This window comes from Rhizobacter sp. P2_G4 (genome assembly GCF_056403575.1).
Genome location: NZ_JBFUFG010000003.1, coordinates 66,114 through 80,851 on the forward strand (window position 1 = coordinate 66,114; position 14,738 = coordinate 80,851).

At 64.0% G+C, this 14,738-nt stretch carries 12 protein-coding genes; all 12 read right to left on the reverse strand.

Translation table 11 applies throughout. From position 1 onward, the window contains the following. A complete protein-coding gene (locus AC1DYS_RS13220; RefSeq protein WP_477899771.1) occupies positions 1–180 on the reverse strand; it encodes a hypothetical protein in 180 nt (59 codons plus the stop codon). Further along, positions 180–1,427: a TIGR02270 family protein gene (locus AC1DYS_RS13225; protein WP_477899773.1), complete on the reverse strand. Its 1,248-nt coding sequence runs from the start codon at positions 1,425–1,427 to the stop codon at positions 180–182. Before AC1DYS_RS13225 ends, AC1DYS_RS13220 begins: the two co-directional genes overlap by 1 nt. 40 nt (positions 1,428–1,467) lie before the next feature. Beyond that, positions 1,468–2,370: a beta propeller repeat protein gene (locus AC1DYS_RS13230; protein ID WP_477899775.1), complete on the reverse strand. Its 903-nt coding sequence runs from the start codon at positions 2,368–2,370 to the stop codon at positions 1,468–1,470. A gap of 31 nt (positions 2,371–2,401) precedes the next feature. Next, complete coding sequence (locus AC1DYS_RS13235) at positions 2,402–3,550, reverse strand: HNH/endonuclease VII fold toxin-2 domain-containing protein (RefSeq protein WP_477899777.1); 1,149 nt, start codon at positions 3,548–3,550, stop codon at positions 2,402–2,404. Next, positions 3,547–4,578, reverse strand: a complete 1,032-nt coding sequence (locus AC1DYS_RS13240) for a hypothetical protein (RefSeq protein WP_477899779.1) — start codon at positions 4,576–4,578, stop codon at positions 3,547–3,549. The genes AC1DYS_RS13235 and AC1DYS_RS13240 overlap by 4 nt, the downstream gene beginning before the upstream one ends. Next, positions 4,575–5,690 carry a DUF2169 family type VI secretion system accessory protein gene (locus AC1DYS_RS13245; protein WP_477899781.1) on the reverse strand — a complete coding sequence of 372 codons (1,116 nt, stop codon included), beginning with the start codon at positions 5,688–5,690 and terminating at the stop codon, positions 4,575–4,577. Before AC1DYS_RS13245 ends, AC1DYS_RS13240 begins: the two co-directional genes overlap by 4 nt. A 16-nt stretch (positions 5,691–5,706) precedes the next feature. Further along, positions 5,707–6,261 carry a DUF6484 domain-containing protein gene (locus AC1DYS_RS13250; RefSeq protein WP_477899783.1) on the reverse strand — a complete coding sequence of 185 codons (555 nt, stop codon included), beginning with the start codon at positions 6,259–6,261 and terminating at the stop codon, positions 5,707–5,709. 25 nt (positions 6,262–6,286) lie between these two features. Continuing rightward, positions 6,287–8,602, reverse strand: a complete 2,316-nt coding sequence (locus AC1DYS_RS13255) for a type VI secretion system Vgr family protein (protein WP_477899785.1) — start codon at positions 8,600–8,602, stop codon at positions 6,287–6,289. Positions 8,603–8,712: 110 nt separating this feature from the next. Next, positions 8,713–9,525, reverse strand: coding sequence for a papain-like cysteine protease family protein (locus tag AC1DYS_RS13260; protein ID WP_477899787.1), 813 nt, complete (start codon positions 9,523–9,525; stop codon positions 8,713–8,715). 35 nt (positions 9,526–9,560) lie between these two features. Then, positions 9,561–10,916 carry a tetratricopeptide repeat protein gene (locus AC1DYS_RS13265; protein ID WP_477899789.1) on the reverse strand — a complete coding sequence of 452 codons (1,356 nt, stop codon included), beginning with the start codon at positions 10,914–10,916 and terminating at the stop codon, positions 9,561–9,563. Positions 10,917–10,943: 27 nt separating this feature from the next. After that, a complete protein-coding gene (gene tssH, locus AC1DYS_RS13270; protein ID WP_477899791.1) occupies positions 10,944–13,655 on the reverse strand; it encodes a type VI secretion system ATPase TssH in 2,712 nt (903 codons plus the stop codon). Next, entirely contained in the window at positions 13,648–14,727 is a 1,080-nt protein-coding gene (gene tssG / locus AC1DYS_RS13275; protein ID WP_477899793.1) for a type VI secretion system baseplate subunit TssG, read from the reverse strand. The genes tssH and tssG overlap by 8 nt, the downstream gene beginning before the upstream one ends. Positions 14,728–14,738: the final 11 nt, after the last annotated feature.

Genomic DNA, 14,738 nt, shown 5'->3' on the forward strand with positions numbered 1-14,738 from the left:
TTAGGGATGGCCGGGGCCGAACCACAGCCAGGCTGACACGGCGCTGAAGATGATGCCGATGATTAGCCAAGCCTTGGCTTGCGGGACAAGCTTGCCTGCGCTCACGGCGCGCCAACCGGCGAGGAGCAGGAAAAGGGGGCCGAGGATGGTGAAGACCATGCGTGCGTCGATCGATGGCATCAGGCCTCCATCTGGGCGAGCAGGCGCTGTTGCCGGTGAGCGGGTGCGGCGCAGTTGAAGAGCACGCTGCCGGGTTTGAGCAGGCTCATGTACAGCGCCGCAGCCATTCGGCGACGCTGCGTGTGTTCCTTGAGAACCTTGAAGCAATGGTTGATGGAAGGCGGCGCACCGGCGAACAGCCGAATGCCCGGTGGGTACTGGCCGGCATTCTTGTTCCACCACGCGCTGAGCTTCGGTGGATCAGGCCAGGGCAGGCTTTCGTCTTCGTCGAGCGCGACGTTGTCGTCATTCGGGTCATCGCTCGGGCCACCCGGCACTTTCTCGGGCGGCTTGCGGTCGAGGTCGAGAAAAGCGAGGTCGATGCCAGTGATGAAGCTGAAGGCCTCGCCAGCCACGCGGGCGTGGCTGGCGTCTTCCATGTGCTTGAAGAGCCAGGGCACGACTTGCGCGTCTCCGGCCCAACCAGCGGCCTTGATCAGGGTGCGCGGCGGTGCACCATCGGCTGCGAGTTGCTTGACCAGCGCACGAGCGGCATCTGCGTTGCAGGTAAAGAGCGCAAGCGAGAGCATTTCCAGCTGGACGGGGCCGGGTGCCAGCGCCAATGCTCGCAGTGTGCTCAATGCCGCGCTGCGATCACCCAGCAAGGTGGCCGACCATGCTGCTGCCGAGTTGACGATCCCGGGCTCATCATGCAGCCGGGCGATGCAGTCGGGCAGCAGATCAACGCGGCCCAATTCCCCGGCTGCCCGCAATGCACGGGCTCGCAGGCGCAGGTCAGGCTGCTCCGTCGCAGCTTCCAGCGCAGCGCCCGGATCAACGCGATGCTGTGCGCAAGCCGCCATGCCCAGCCAGCGGGCGCCAGCTGATCCATTTGCCAGCAACTGGGCGGTGAACCCGCGCAGCAACCCGGGTGTCACCCAGCCAAAAGCCGAGGCCAAGGCGCGGGGTGCGTCGGGCACGACGTTCAGCAGTGACAGCAGGCGGTCGATCTGAGCGGCATCGCGGCGCTCGATCGCGAGGACGGTGGCGACGAACATCTGGCCGACACCAGGCACATCGAGCGCAGCCCGGCTCAGGCCTGCACCGAGATCGCCGGAAACCGACAACCCATCCAGATGCGCCGCCAGACGCTCGTCGGTGCGGCCAAGTTGGAACAGCTTCACATGAGGCGCACGAACCAACACGCCACGAACCGAGCGCAACGCTGCGGCGTCATCAAGGTGCTGGGCGACGACGACCGGGATCATGGCTCGCTGAGACGTGGTGTCTCGGACTCCCGATGGGCGATCATTCCAGTCTCGTCCAACTCTGGCCATCGTGCAGCATGACGTCCTTGGCGCCGATCGAGCACAACACGCCATCGCCGGTCGCCAGCTTGTAATAGGTCTCCGGCTCGTCTTCGCCGAAGTCCGCGGCGTCGAGCGCCTTTCCATCAAATGTCAACAGTTCCACCGTCGAGCACAGATACAGGCGATCCTGATGCCAGGCGACTCCCCAGATGTCATCGGAGTATTCGAGGCCTTCAATTGTCTGCCACTGGTTGCCGCGGCCAACAACCAGGGTGCCACTCTGGCCAGCCGCATACACCTTGCCATCGCCGGCACAACAGACATCATTGAGAATCATGTTCGTCGGGCTGTCGATCTGCGTCCAGGCGTGGCCGTCGAAGTGGCAGATCGAGCCATTCCATCCGACGGCATAGAGATCGTTGGAATTGAACCCATCGATCGCCTCGAATCCGCCGACCTCCAGGCTCTTTCCGGAGGCATGCAGGCCGGAGTCGATGGCAGCCCATTTGCCTCCCGAGCGCTTGTAAACCTGCCTGCCCATGCCGACTGCATAGATGTCGTTCTCGATCGTCCGGACTCCGCGCAACGGGCCGCTGTCAGAGACAGTCTTGAGCTTTGGCGTTACCTTCTCATTGGACTGAACGCCACCACCTCGAACGTACACCTCACCGAACTCTCCAACGGCGACCAGTTTCGGTGTGCTCGCTCTGTCGACGCCAATACCGGCACAGAGCCAGTCCTGGTCGCCTCCGTTGAGCCAGGTCCCGCTTTTCCAGCCGAGGAACATGGCTGAATCGATTTTTTTTGCGGCGAGCTCGTCGTTGGACACGAGGTAAAGGATGTACTCCTTGTTAACGACGCAGCCATTGATGAACGAAAACTCGTCTTTCCACTTGGACATTGCTTTCTCCGGATTGTCTGTCTTCTCGGTCTCAAATCGACCCACTGGTTCTCGCGTCCTTGATGGCTTTCTTGAGAGATGCGAGAGCTGAATCGGCTTGCGTGAGATCGGTGCTTCCTGTCTTGACGGCCTTGATCTCGGTGTCGTTTCGAATGCCGCATTGACGATGATAGTTGTCGAGCTGTGCATCAATGCACTTCTTGCTGCATTTGGAATTCGGGAAAACCTTCGTCATCGCCTCATGGGCACTTTTCTTGGCCTCGCCATAAGTGGTCGTCTTCGCACTGACGGTCTTTCCACCCGTCAACTTGAGCGTCCCGTCCGGGCAGCCAGCGGCTACTGCACTCTGGTAGGAGTGCATCAGCCCGTGGGTGCCCACGTTTTGCGTTGGCCCCTCGGCGCAAACGCAGGGAGCATCGTTCTCCTTGTAGTTCGATATTCCTTGCAGCGGCGTTGATCCCTTTCCACCTCGCCCCTTGTCGAAAAGTGCGCTCGCCTCGATCAGATGGTGAGGCGTCTGCGGCGGGCAGCATGTGTTGGGGCTGTAGGTCTGGAGCGCACAGCGACGCGCTGCCAGGCAATCATTTGCGCCGGTCTTGGCAGCGAGATTGAACGCCGTCTTGCTCTTCTTTCTTCGCGACGGCTTGGCGGCGCCCATGCCAGCACAGGGGTCAGCGACGCCCTTGCATGCTGTTTCGATCTTCTTGACTTCACTGGCGCAGGCGCCTTTCGGATTTGCTACCGACGCCTTGCTGAGGTAGGGCCACGTCGGCGTGTCACCGGGAAAGGACGCGTGGTTGTGGGTCGTCAGGTCGAGGTTGCGTACAAGGTTCTCGCCTTCGACCTTCACATCCATGGACCAGGCGTTGAAGTAGACCTTGCCGGTGTTCTTGCTTGTGACCATCCCCTTCTTCGGGGCCGCGCCAGCTTCATCGCCCGAACTCTTCTTGAAGCAGCTCTTGTTCTTGAGCATGATCTCTTCGCCCGAGATCTTCACCGAGGTCGAACCGTCGGTGGCGTCTGCATCCAGTCCAGTGTTCGGATATGGAATGGGTACCCCCGGTGGGGTGGCTGGCGTCTGAGGTGGGGTGAAGCACACGTCGGGAAACGCGCAGATCGCCTTGCCAGACCCCTGCTTGCAGGAGACCTCCATGTTGTTGGCATATACCTCGTTGCTCATCGCGCCACCCGGTATTGCAACGACATCGCAGCACGCTGACCCGCGTCGTTGGCCATATGGACCAGGATGTTGGTCCCCACGGTGTAGCCCTTCCTGCAGGCAGCATGCGCCATGGAGACGATGCTGAAGCCGGAAACCGCGCCCATCTCGCCGGTGCATTCCGCCGGATGCCAGATGTCGAAAGCCTCTTTCCGCTGACGGAGCAGGCGCGCCAGAACAAGCGCAGCTTCCTTGAAGTAGTACTGCTCGCCGGAGTTGTCGGTGATGCGAAAGTCCATGTCGTGCATCTGGCATTCCGCATCGGCCAACGCGGCCTTGACGGCTTCTGACAGGCCATCGCCACGCAGGGGCTGTTCGCTGTCGATGTGCGCCGCTTCGCGCGCGAACCCGATGCCGGTGCAGACCAGCTCAGGGGCTCCAGGAGTGGGCGGTCCGATCAGCAAGGCGCCGGCTCCTTCGCCTGGCATGAAGCCATTCGAGTTGCCCTCGGTGAGCAAGCGGCCGTTCTGCTCGTAATGGCTGAGCGTGGGCCATGCCAGCAGGCTGTCGGTTGCGACCACGAGAACGCGCCGCGGCTGTGCTTGTGATACCAAGGCACGTGCCCTCGCCAACGCCACGGCGAGGCCCACACGGCCCTGGGTGACGATCGCCGACTGCGAATGGAACCGCACGCCCAGCTCGCCTTGAATCTTCAGCAGAAGCGCGTCGTCCAGCCCGGCTTGCCGACCTGGCCTTTCGGCCTCGGCCACGCACAGGATCAAGGGCAACTCCGACCAGTCGCTCTTCGGAATGTCTTCAAGTGCCCCTGCGATGGCCATCGAAGCCATCTGGGCGAGCTTGGTCAATCCGCGCACTGGCTGACTGAGAGGCACTTCATGGGCCATGATCCATCCTCCATCGGAATCGATGAATCGGGTTTCAACAGGGTTGGTGACCTTGGCGCGAAATGCCGCGCAACTCGACGCTGCGTCGAGGCCGACTGAAGTGACGAGGCCAGTACGAAGGATGGCAATCGGAAATCCGCTCACAGGGGCTCCGCCAGGTTCTTCAGGGCTGCTGCTCTGGACGGAACCATCACGACAGGGATCGGGAAGTTCACCTGGTCGCGCTGTTGCCACCACTCGCTGCCTCGTTTGCCGATCATCACCTGGGCGATCTCGTGCATGCTTTTCTTGAGCGGCCGGGCAACGCGCCAACTCATCGTGAAGCGTTCGTGGTCGGGTTCGAACAGGATGGTGTCCAGGGTCGCGGCGAGATCTTCCCGCTCCCCGTGCTTCGGGAAAATATGCACCGGAGCTTCGAAGTGGGGCAGCACGAAGTGGCGCGATCCATCGGACGTGAAGCCGTTCAGCACTACATTCATCGGCCCTTTCGGCACCGGCACCTGCTGGTCTTCAGGCGCGGCCAGGTAGTAGCGCTCGTCGAAGTCCTTCGGCAGAAACGGGAACACTTCGGCCAGCCACTTGTCGTCGTAGGTGCCAGCGAAGCGCGCGCGTTGCGGCCAGCCTCGGCCGACCGGGCCGAGCGACATCGGTTTGCATTTGTCTCTCGGGGAGTTGACCGCGTTGCCGAGCTCTTCGGTATTGGGCAGCGGTGTGCCATCGACCCAGGCGTTCTTCAGGTGCTTGTGCCAGCCCCGTCCGACAGGGTTGGGCAGGTAGGCGTCGTGTTCGCTCTCGTCATCGCTGTAGCGATCGGCACCGCCGAAGGCCAGATCGTATGAAATCGGCATCGTCGAGAAGGGCTGCGGCACCGATGCGCTGATACCGGTGAGACCTGCTTGCCAGACACGATCGCCAATGACGTCAAACGACTTTTCCATCGACGCGACGCGCAGGCCCACACGCATGCGTGTGACTTGTCGACCTTCGGGAGCATGCGCGCTGCCCAGCAGCAAAACGTCGCAGGACTGCTTGCGGGGGGCAAAGTCGATCTCGTGGACCGGCGAGCTGAAGCCGGGTTCACCCGTGAAGGTGTCGGCCATGATCAGCGGGAGCTGCTTGTCGGCAAGGCGCACGGGTTCGCCGGTCTTGGGCAGCGTGAAGGTGCCCTTGATCACGATCACCAGAAGCTCGCGCCCGCTCGGCTCGAGCCCCATGTTGAAGCCCGCGACCATGCGGGTGGCGTTGATGAGTTCCATGCGGGAGTCCGCGGGCTCAGTTGAGTTGAACCGATCCGCCTTTGATGCGGTTCACGCCGGTCGAACGGCTCGACACATAGCTGCCCTGGATCAAGACCTTGCCTGCCTTGGTGAGCGTGATGCTGGCCTTGCCACATTTGAGTACCAACTCGTCCCTGGCGCTGACAATCATGCGTTCGCCATCGGCGTCGATCTGCACGTACCCCGGGGCATCCGGCGCGAGGTTTTCTGCCTGGCGCAAGACACCCATGACGATGGGGCGCGAGGCGTCACCGCCATCGAACGACAGGACCACCGACTTGCCGATGTGTGCGCCATGCAGATCGAGCACGGAGCGTGCGCGCAGTGCTGCCGTGCCGGGCTGGCCGGGGTAGATCACCAAGGGTGACAGCCCTTCGTCGGCGATGGCGACCAGCTCTCCGATCACGACCTCTGGAACAGGCCGCGCACTAAGCGAGACCGCTCTCGACAACAACAATGGTGCCAGTGCGTCGTGTTCCACAACCTGCCCGCAGGGTGTGTCGGTATCGGCCAGCGCCAGTGGTTCGTCGATGGAATCTCTGCTACCCATGTGGGGCCTCCGTGCAGTTTCGTTTTCAGTTGTGAAGAATCTTTGAGCCCTTCATCACGATGTCGCTACTCGCCTTGGCGTTGATCTTGCCGGAGCCTTCGATCGTGATGTCCTTGCCCTTGATCGTGATGGTGCCGTCTTTCTTCATCGTGATGCTGGCATCACCAGTCTTGATGGTGATCGAATCCGCGGCCGTGATGCTGAGGTTCTTGCCCACGGTCAGCGAGTCGTCCTCGGCGATGGACGTGGTGCGCGCCTTGCCCACCGAGGTGGTCTGGCCGCCGCCCACGCTCAACGCCCGGTCCGCGCCGATGGTGTTGTCTTGCTTCGAGCCAACCGAGGTGGTCTGGTCGGCGCCGATCGTGTTGCTCTGGTTGATACCCACATTTGTCGACTGGTTGGCACCCACCGTGATCGATTGCGCCGCACCCACCGCAATCTCTTGTGCCGCCCCGATGGCCACCGATTCGTTCACGCCCACAGCGCGTGTGCGTTGGAGTGCCACTGTCTCCGTCTTGCTCGAACCGATGGTGACCGAGCGGTTCGATCCGATCGTGATCGTCTCGTTGGCACCAACCGACTCGGTGCGGTTCGCGCCAATGGAGATGTCTTCGTTCGCCCCCACGCTCTCGTTGCGGTTCACGCCGATCGTGATCTTCTCGTTGTTGTCGACGGTTTCCGTGCGGTCGTGGTGGACCGTGATCGTCTCGTTGTTATCGACCGTCTCCGTGCGGTCATGCTTCACATGCACCGTCTCATCATGGTCGACGGTCTTGGTCCGGTCATGCCCGACCCAATGCGTCTCGTCGTTCTCGACCTCGATGTCCTGGTTCTTCTCGGCGTGGATCCACAGCTGCTCTGACCCGGCCTTGTCCTCGAAGCGGATCGCGTTGGCGTTGCCGTAGCCGCCGCCTTTCGACGAGCGGGTGAGGATGCCGCTTTGCGTCGCGTTGGCGGGCAGGTCCCAGGGAGGCATCTGCTCGGCGTTGTAGACGCGGCCGGTGATGAGTGGCTGGTCGGGGTCGCCTTCGAGGAAGCTGACCACCACCTCCTGGCCGATGCGTGGAATGTGGATGGCGCCGAAGTTCTTGCCGGCCCAGGGGTAGGAGACACGCACCCAGCAGGAGCTCTTCTCCTTCATGTCCTTCTTTTTGGCTTCGCGGTCCCAGTGGAACTGCACCTTCACGCGGCCGTACTTGTCGGTGAAGATTTCTTCGCCGCCGGGGCCGACGACAACGGCCGATTGCGGGCCTTGCACGAAGGGCTTGGGCGTGCGGCGCGGCGGGCGGAACTGCTGGTCCGACGGGATGGCGGAGAAGTCGCACTGGTAGCTTCCACCGCTACCGCCGCCCGACTCTTGCGCTGCTACGTGCGCGCGGATCGACAGGGCGGTGATCAGGTACTCGGCGTTYTGGTCGTCGCGCGGGTGGCGGTCTAGCTTGAGCAGCTTGCCGACTTCGATGCTGTGGCCGTTGGATGTGCCGCGCAGAGACTGGAAGCGTGACTGCATTTCGTCCATGCGGTCTTCGGCGAGTTGGGTGCCATCGGCGGCCTGGATGTAGTCGCCCTGGAAGTCAAACATCTCGTAGTCCGACAGGTCGTAGCTGCGCGCCTTGTCTTTGTCGACTTTCAGGTCGGTGGAAGGGCGCTCGAAGTCGTAGCTGGTGAGCACGGCCTTGCCGGTTCTCACTTCACGCGAGAACGACCAGTTAGACACGTATTCGGTGTCGGGCGGCGCGCTGGCGGTGTTCTCGAAGTAGGGCAGCGTGTCGTGGCGCTCGACGGCGTTGTGCGCGCTTTGCGAATCGACGAGCACGAGCTTGTGCTTGCCGTCGGTGTGTTCGAAGTACCAGTAGATGCCTTCGTGCTCGAGCAGGCGTGCAATGAAGTTGAAATCCGTCTCGCGGTACTGCACACAGTACGTCCACTTGCGGTACGAGCGGAAGAGCTTGAACTCGAAGTTGGCGACGCTGTGGTCTTCGAACACCTTCTTGACGATGTCGGGGGCGCTCAGGTCCTGGAAGATTCGGCAGTCGGAGGTGCGTGTCAGGAACCAAAGCCAGGGCCGCACGGTGGCCTGGTAGCTGTAGTGGCGGCCGCGGTGCGCGCCGATGGCGAAGCGGGTCACGTAGCCGTTGAAGTGGCGCTTGGCGTCGTCGGGCAACTCGGTGTGGACGGTGATCGCCTTGCCCAGCAGGTCTTCCGGCTTGATGGTGGCGCTCGGGCTCAGCAGAGAGATTTCGATCTCACCGAGCATGCTAAGTCCGGCCGACGCGGCCATCGACTCGAAGATCAAGTCGCTTGGCGGCAGCGGTGTCGTGAGCGTGATGGATGCTGGCATGTCGTTGAGCTCGGGCCGCGCTGTTCGCGCGATGGTGAGAAGGTAAGGGCGGGCCGTTGCGGGGTAAAGCGACGAAAGTCATAGCTGGGCCAAACGCACCCGTTTGAACGCTAACTCCTCAGCCGTGCCGGTCCCTGGATCATTTGGCGGAAGGCGGTGCTGAACTCGGCCATCATGTCGTCGAAGGTCCAGCTCTGGATGCCCGCCGTGACGCTGACCGATTGCGGGTCGTAGCGCAGACAGGCCGTGCCGGCTTCGCTGCCGTCACCGCGCATGCCCGCCAGAACCCATGCATGGCTCCCACTGCTGCCGCTGTCTTCATCACGCCAATTGCTGGCCACCATGATCGGCCCCTGGTGCAAGGTGGTCGCGAGGGCGGAAGGCGTCCAGGCACCGTGTCGCAGGTAGCGCAAGCCCAGGCGTTCGGCCAGGCGTTCGTGGGCACTGTCGGCCGCGCTGTCCAGGCCTATGGCTCCGCGGCGAAACACGTCGTGCCATCTCTCTCCTACTTCATCACTGTGACCCCGACCGGGCGGCAGAGACCGCATCGTCCAGGGGGCTGCCTCGCCTTCGTGCACGGGCCGTTCAAGTTCCACGTTGTGCCCCAGCAGCATGGCCAGGCTGGCCATCTCACAGCCGGTGAGGTCGGTTCGTTGGTGAACGAGCGTGATGTCGTGGCGTACGTTGAAGGTTTCGGTCTGATGCAGAGCGATCCAAGCCGTAAGGTCGCAGGCATCGTCCATCGGCAGCAAGGCGCGCAGGAACCCGGGTGCAGCGGTCTCACGACGGCGTTCAATGGGAAGCCAGTTTGCTCGTCGGAACGCGGCCAGAGCGCTTCTCGTCGCCACGTCGAACTCACCCGATTCAGTCACTCTTTGGTCGGGGACCCGCAGAGCGAGATAGTGCTGCAGTTCCTGGATCAAGGCGGGGCTCGAGCCGGCGGACACGACGATGTGCGTCATGCTGGGCGCTCCTGGTTGCGTTGCGCGGCCACCAGCCAGCCGTCGACGTGCTTGCCTGCTTCGGATCGCAACACCACCTGCGCCAAGTGCCGTGGCGAGAAGCCAGCGGCGACGACGGATGACTCGATATAGCCCCGTGCATGCGCATATCGCCCGTGCGGGTGCAGGCGGAAGGAGGGGCTGTCTGGCGTGAGCAGTGCTTCGACGGTGAACACCAGCAGCCCATTGGGACGCAATGATTGCATCGCAGCTCGCATGGCGCCGCCCAGCTCACCGAAGTAGCAGAACGTGTCGGCACAGATCAAGGCGTCGTACTTCGCAGGGTTCGCATTCATGTGCGCCACCAGTTCGGCGTGCTGCAGGCTGTCGTAGACATGCCGACGCTCGGCCTTGTCGAGCATGCCTTGCGAGAGATCGCAGCCGCTCAGGTCGCTTGCCCAGTCGCGCACCATCGGGCCGCACAGGCCGGTGCCGCAGCCGAGGTCGTGGATGTCGAACTGCCGTGCGGGCGGCGGCAGCAGTTCGCGCAGCAGGTCAGCCACGAGCTGCGGTGCGCGGTAGCCCAGGGCCGAAAGGTTGGCGTCGAAGGTAGCGGCGAAGGCGTCGAAGGTTTTCTCCACGTACGCATCGCTCGCCCGCTCGGGCACGGCGCCGCCGGAGCAGGCGGCGAGGTGGTGCTTGATCACCGGGTTGTCGGGGTCGGTGGCCAGCCATTCGCGGTAGAGCTGCGCTGCCTCATCGAGCCGGCCCAGTTGCACCAGTGCCTTGGGCACGGCGTTACGTGCCTGCAGGTGGCGCGGCCACAGCACGATGGCCTGGCTGTGAGCCTTGAGCCCTTCGTCGACGCGGCCTTGCTCCAGCAACGTGAGTGAAAGGTTGTACCAAGCCTGGGCGAAATCGGGCTTGGCTTCGAGCGCCCGGCGGCACAACGCTTCGGACTCGGCGTGCTCGCCGCGCTTTCGCAGCATCGTCGCCAGGTTGTTCAGCGCGTCGATGCTGTCGGGTTGGATGGCCAGGCAGTCGCGGTAGGCGTTGACAGCCTCGTCGAAGCGTTGCGTCTCCACCAGCACGTTGCCCAGGTTGTTCAACGGCCCGGCGCGCCCCGGCATGCCGGCGATGGCCTGTCGGATGAGCGTGAGCGCCGCTTCGCTGTGGCCACGCGTGTGCTCCAGCACACCCAGGAAGTGCAGCGCGTCGGGCTGACCGGGCCAGCGCTGCAGGATGGACAGCAGCACCGGCTCGGCCTCGGCGTGCATCTTGTCGCGCAGCAGGTCGACGGCTTGCTGCAGCATCTGCCGCTGCGCCAGGCGCGCGACACCGCTCACGGGTTTCGATGCTGCTGGGGTCTTCATGTCGCCTGACCGAACGACGATGTGTCGCTAGTCGAACGCATACGCAAAATCACCCGCGTCCACGCTCAGCTCCACCTTCTTCAGCGGCGCGCCCGAGGCCAGACGCGTGAGGTACTCGTGGCTGATGCGCGGCAACACGGTGTTGGTGAGCAGCGCGTCGATCACGCGGCCGCCGCTTTCCACCTCGTTGCAGCGGCTCACCACCAGCTTGACCACCTCGTCGCTGAAGGTGAAGGGGACGTCGTGGTTGGCCTCCACGCGCTTCTTGATGCGGTTGAGCTGCAGGCGAACGATCTGGCCCATCATCGTCTCGCTCAGCGGGTAGTACGGGATGGTGACGATGCGGCCCAGCAGCGCCGCCGGGAAGACCTTCAACAGAGGCTCGCGCAGCGCCTTGCCAATGGCCTCGGGGCTCGGCATCAGCTCCGGGTCCTTGCACAGCGTCATGATCAGCTCGCTGCCGGCGTTGCTGGTCAGCAGGATGATGGTGTTCTTGAAGTCGATGAGGCGGCCTTCGCCGTCTTCCATCCAGCCCTTGTCGAACACCTGGAAGAAGAGCTCGTGCACGTCCGGGTGCGCCTTCTCCACCTCGTCGAGCAGTACCACGCTGTAGGGCCGGCGCCGCACGGCCTCGGTCAGCACGCCGCCTTCGCCGTAGCCCACATAGCCCGGTGGCGAACCCTTGAGCGTGGAGACGGTGTGGGCCTCCTGGTACTCGCTCATGTTGATGGTGATGACGTTCTGCTCGCCGCCGTACAACGCTTCGGCCAGGGCCAGCGCCGTCTCGGTCTTGCCGACACCCGAGGTGCCCGCGAGCATGAAGACACCGATCGGCTTGCTCGGGTTGTCGAGCATCGCCCGCGAGGTCTGGATGCGCTTGGCGATCATCTCCATTGCATGGTCTTGCCCGATCACGCGGGCGCCGAGCAGCTTGGGCAGGTTGAGCACGGTCTCTATCTCGTTGGCCGCCATGCGGCCCACCGGGATGCCCGTCCAGTCGCCGACCACACTGGCCACGGCCTGGTAGTCGACCGTTGGCAGGATCAGCGGGCTCTCGCCTTGCAACGCGGCCAGTTCGTCCTGCACGCGCTTCAGCTCGGCCAGCGTGGCTGAACGGTCGGCATCGGAGAGTTTGGGCACATCGACTGCAGCGGCCTCCGCTCCCTTCTCGAGCTTGCTGCCCGTGCCTTCCACCGGCTGTGCGGCGCCGCGCAGCTTGGCGCGCAGGTCCAGCAGCTGGTCCACCAGGGCCTTCTCGGCCTGCCAGCGCGTCTGCAGCTTGTCGAGCCGCGCTCGCTCGGTGGTGAGTTGCTGCTCGACGAGGGCGGAGCGCTTCTTCGTGTCGATGCCGATCGCGCCTTCGCGGCCGATGATGCCTTGCTCGGTTTCCAGCGCCTCGATGCGCTTCATGCAGTCGTCCACCTCGGCCGGTGTGGCGTGCAGGCTCACGGCCACGCGCGCGCAAGCGGTGTCGATCAGGCTCACCGATTTGTCGGGCAGCTGGCGGCCGGGAATGTAGCGGTGCGACAGTTTCACCGCGGCTTCGAGCGCCTCGTCGAGGATCTGCACCTTGTGGTGCTTCTCCATGGTCGAGGCCACGCCGCGCATCATCAAAATGGCGCGTGGCTCGTCGGGCTCGTCGACTGTGATGCTCTGGAAGCGGCGTGTCAGCGCCGGGTCTTTCTCGATGTGCTTCTTGTACTCGGCGAAGGTGGTGGCGCCGATGGTGCGCAGCTGGCCGCGAGCGAGCGCTGGTTTCAGCAGGTTGGCTGCATCACCGGTGCCGGCCGCACCGCCGGCGCCCACCAGCGTGTGCGTCTCGTCGATGAACAAAATGATGGGCTTGGCCGAAGCCTGTACCTCATCGATGACCGAGCGCAGGCGCTGTTCGAACTCGCCTTTCATGCTGGCGCCGGCCTGCAGCAGGCCGACGTCGAGCACGCGCAGCTCCACCTCCTTCAACGAGGGCGGCACATCACCGCGCGCAATGCGCTGCGCAAAGCCTTCGACCACCGCCGTCTTGCCCACGCCTGCCTCGCCGATCAGGATCGGGTTGTTCTGGCGGCGCCGCATCAGGATGTCGACCACCTGGCGGATCTCATCGTCGCGCCCGACGATCGGGTCCATCTTGCCGCCGCGTGCCTGCTCGGTGAGGTCGGTGGTGAACTGCTTGAGTGCTTCCTGCTTGCCCATGGCGGCAGGCGAAATCGCGCCGCTGGCCTCGCCGGGGGCGGCACCGCTCTCGCTCGCTGCCTGCTGGTCTTCGGGCGAGCCGCCGACGATCTTCAGGAAGTTCTCCGTCAGGTCGTCGGTTTGGATGCGTTCGAACTGCTTGCTGATCGACATCAGCACGTTGCGCAGGTTCTTGGTCTTGAGCAGGCCGATCACCAGGAAGCCGGTGCGCACGTGGCTGCCGCCGTACATCAGCGAGCCGTAGACCCAGCCGCGTTCGACCGCGTCTTCGACGAAGCTCGACAGGTCGGTGACGGACGAAGCGCCGCGCGGCAGCCGGTCCAGCGAGTTCTGCAGGTCGGCCACCAGGTTCGAGGCATCCATGCCGTAGTGCTTGGTGATGCGGTGGATGTCGGAGTCCTGGTTCTGCAGGATCTGGAACAGCCAGTGCTGCAACTCCACATACGGGTTGCCACGCAGCTTGCAGAACACGGTGGCACCCTCGATGGCCTTGTAGGCCAACGGATTGAGCTTGCCGAAGAGGGCGGAGCGACTGATTTCAGCCATGGTGATCTCCCAGTGAAGAAGGCCTCGCGACCAGGCGCGAGGGATGCAGGCGAAGCTCGCCGCGGTCAGGGTGAGGCGTCTTGCGGCCCAGCCAGGTGCTGCGGCCCAGCGGCGTCTTGCCGCCGACGGCGAGCGCCGGCACTTCATCGCCTTTGAGGACGAGCTGCACGTCCCACAGCATGTCGAAGCCGAGCAGCTGGCGCATCCAGTCGCGCAGCTCGATGAGCGAGGGTTGGCCTGGCAGAAACTGCTGGTACTGCGCGAACGTGAGCGGGCCGATGTGCAGGCGCAGCTTGTACTGCCTGTCCCACACCTTCGCGCCGGCGACCACCGAGACACCCAGCGGCGCACTGCGGCGCGCGCCGGGGCGGCCCAGCCGGCTGCGGTCTTCGGCGCGCAATGGCAGCCAGTGGCCCACGTAGGGCTCGATGCGAATGGGCACGTCGAAGTACTGGCGCAGCACCTTGGTGATGGCCTCGGGGTTGCGCGTGGGCCGCGCCAGGTGGCCGGCGGCGAAGCGCTTGGCTGCGTCCGGCACGGCGTCGGCATTGCGCATGGACGCGGGTGCCTGGCCGAAGAATGCGCTGACCCATTTGGCGAACTGGTCGTCGTTCGGCCGGTCGGCTTGCACGCTTGGCTGACTCTGCGCCCAGGCGCGGTAGAACAGCAGCAGTGCGCGGTGGTGGAAGATGTCTGCAAAGCGCGCCAAGGTCGCGTCGCCATGGTTCCGCTGGCGATCGCGCGCGTACTCGGTGACGTGCAGCGGCAGCGGGCCCATCGGGCCGAACAGGCCGAAGAAGCGCGCGCCGAGCCGTGGCGGCTTGTTGCTGTCCGCCTTGAACGACATCAACGCCGCGGGCGCGAAATCGAGCTCGGGGTCTTGCCCCATGCGGATGGGCTCGGCATTCGGGCGCAAGGCCTTGCCCAGCCGTGGTGACGCAGGCGCGAGCGATTCGATTTGGCGCAGCACCGCGTAGAAGTCGTGAGCCCACGGCTCGGCGGCGAGGCTCTGAAACAGGCGCTCCCGGCGTTCGTCGAGCTGGCGCGCTGAATCGTTGGATGAAGACACCATGATCAGTGCGT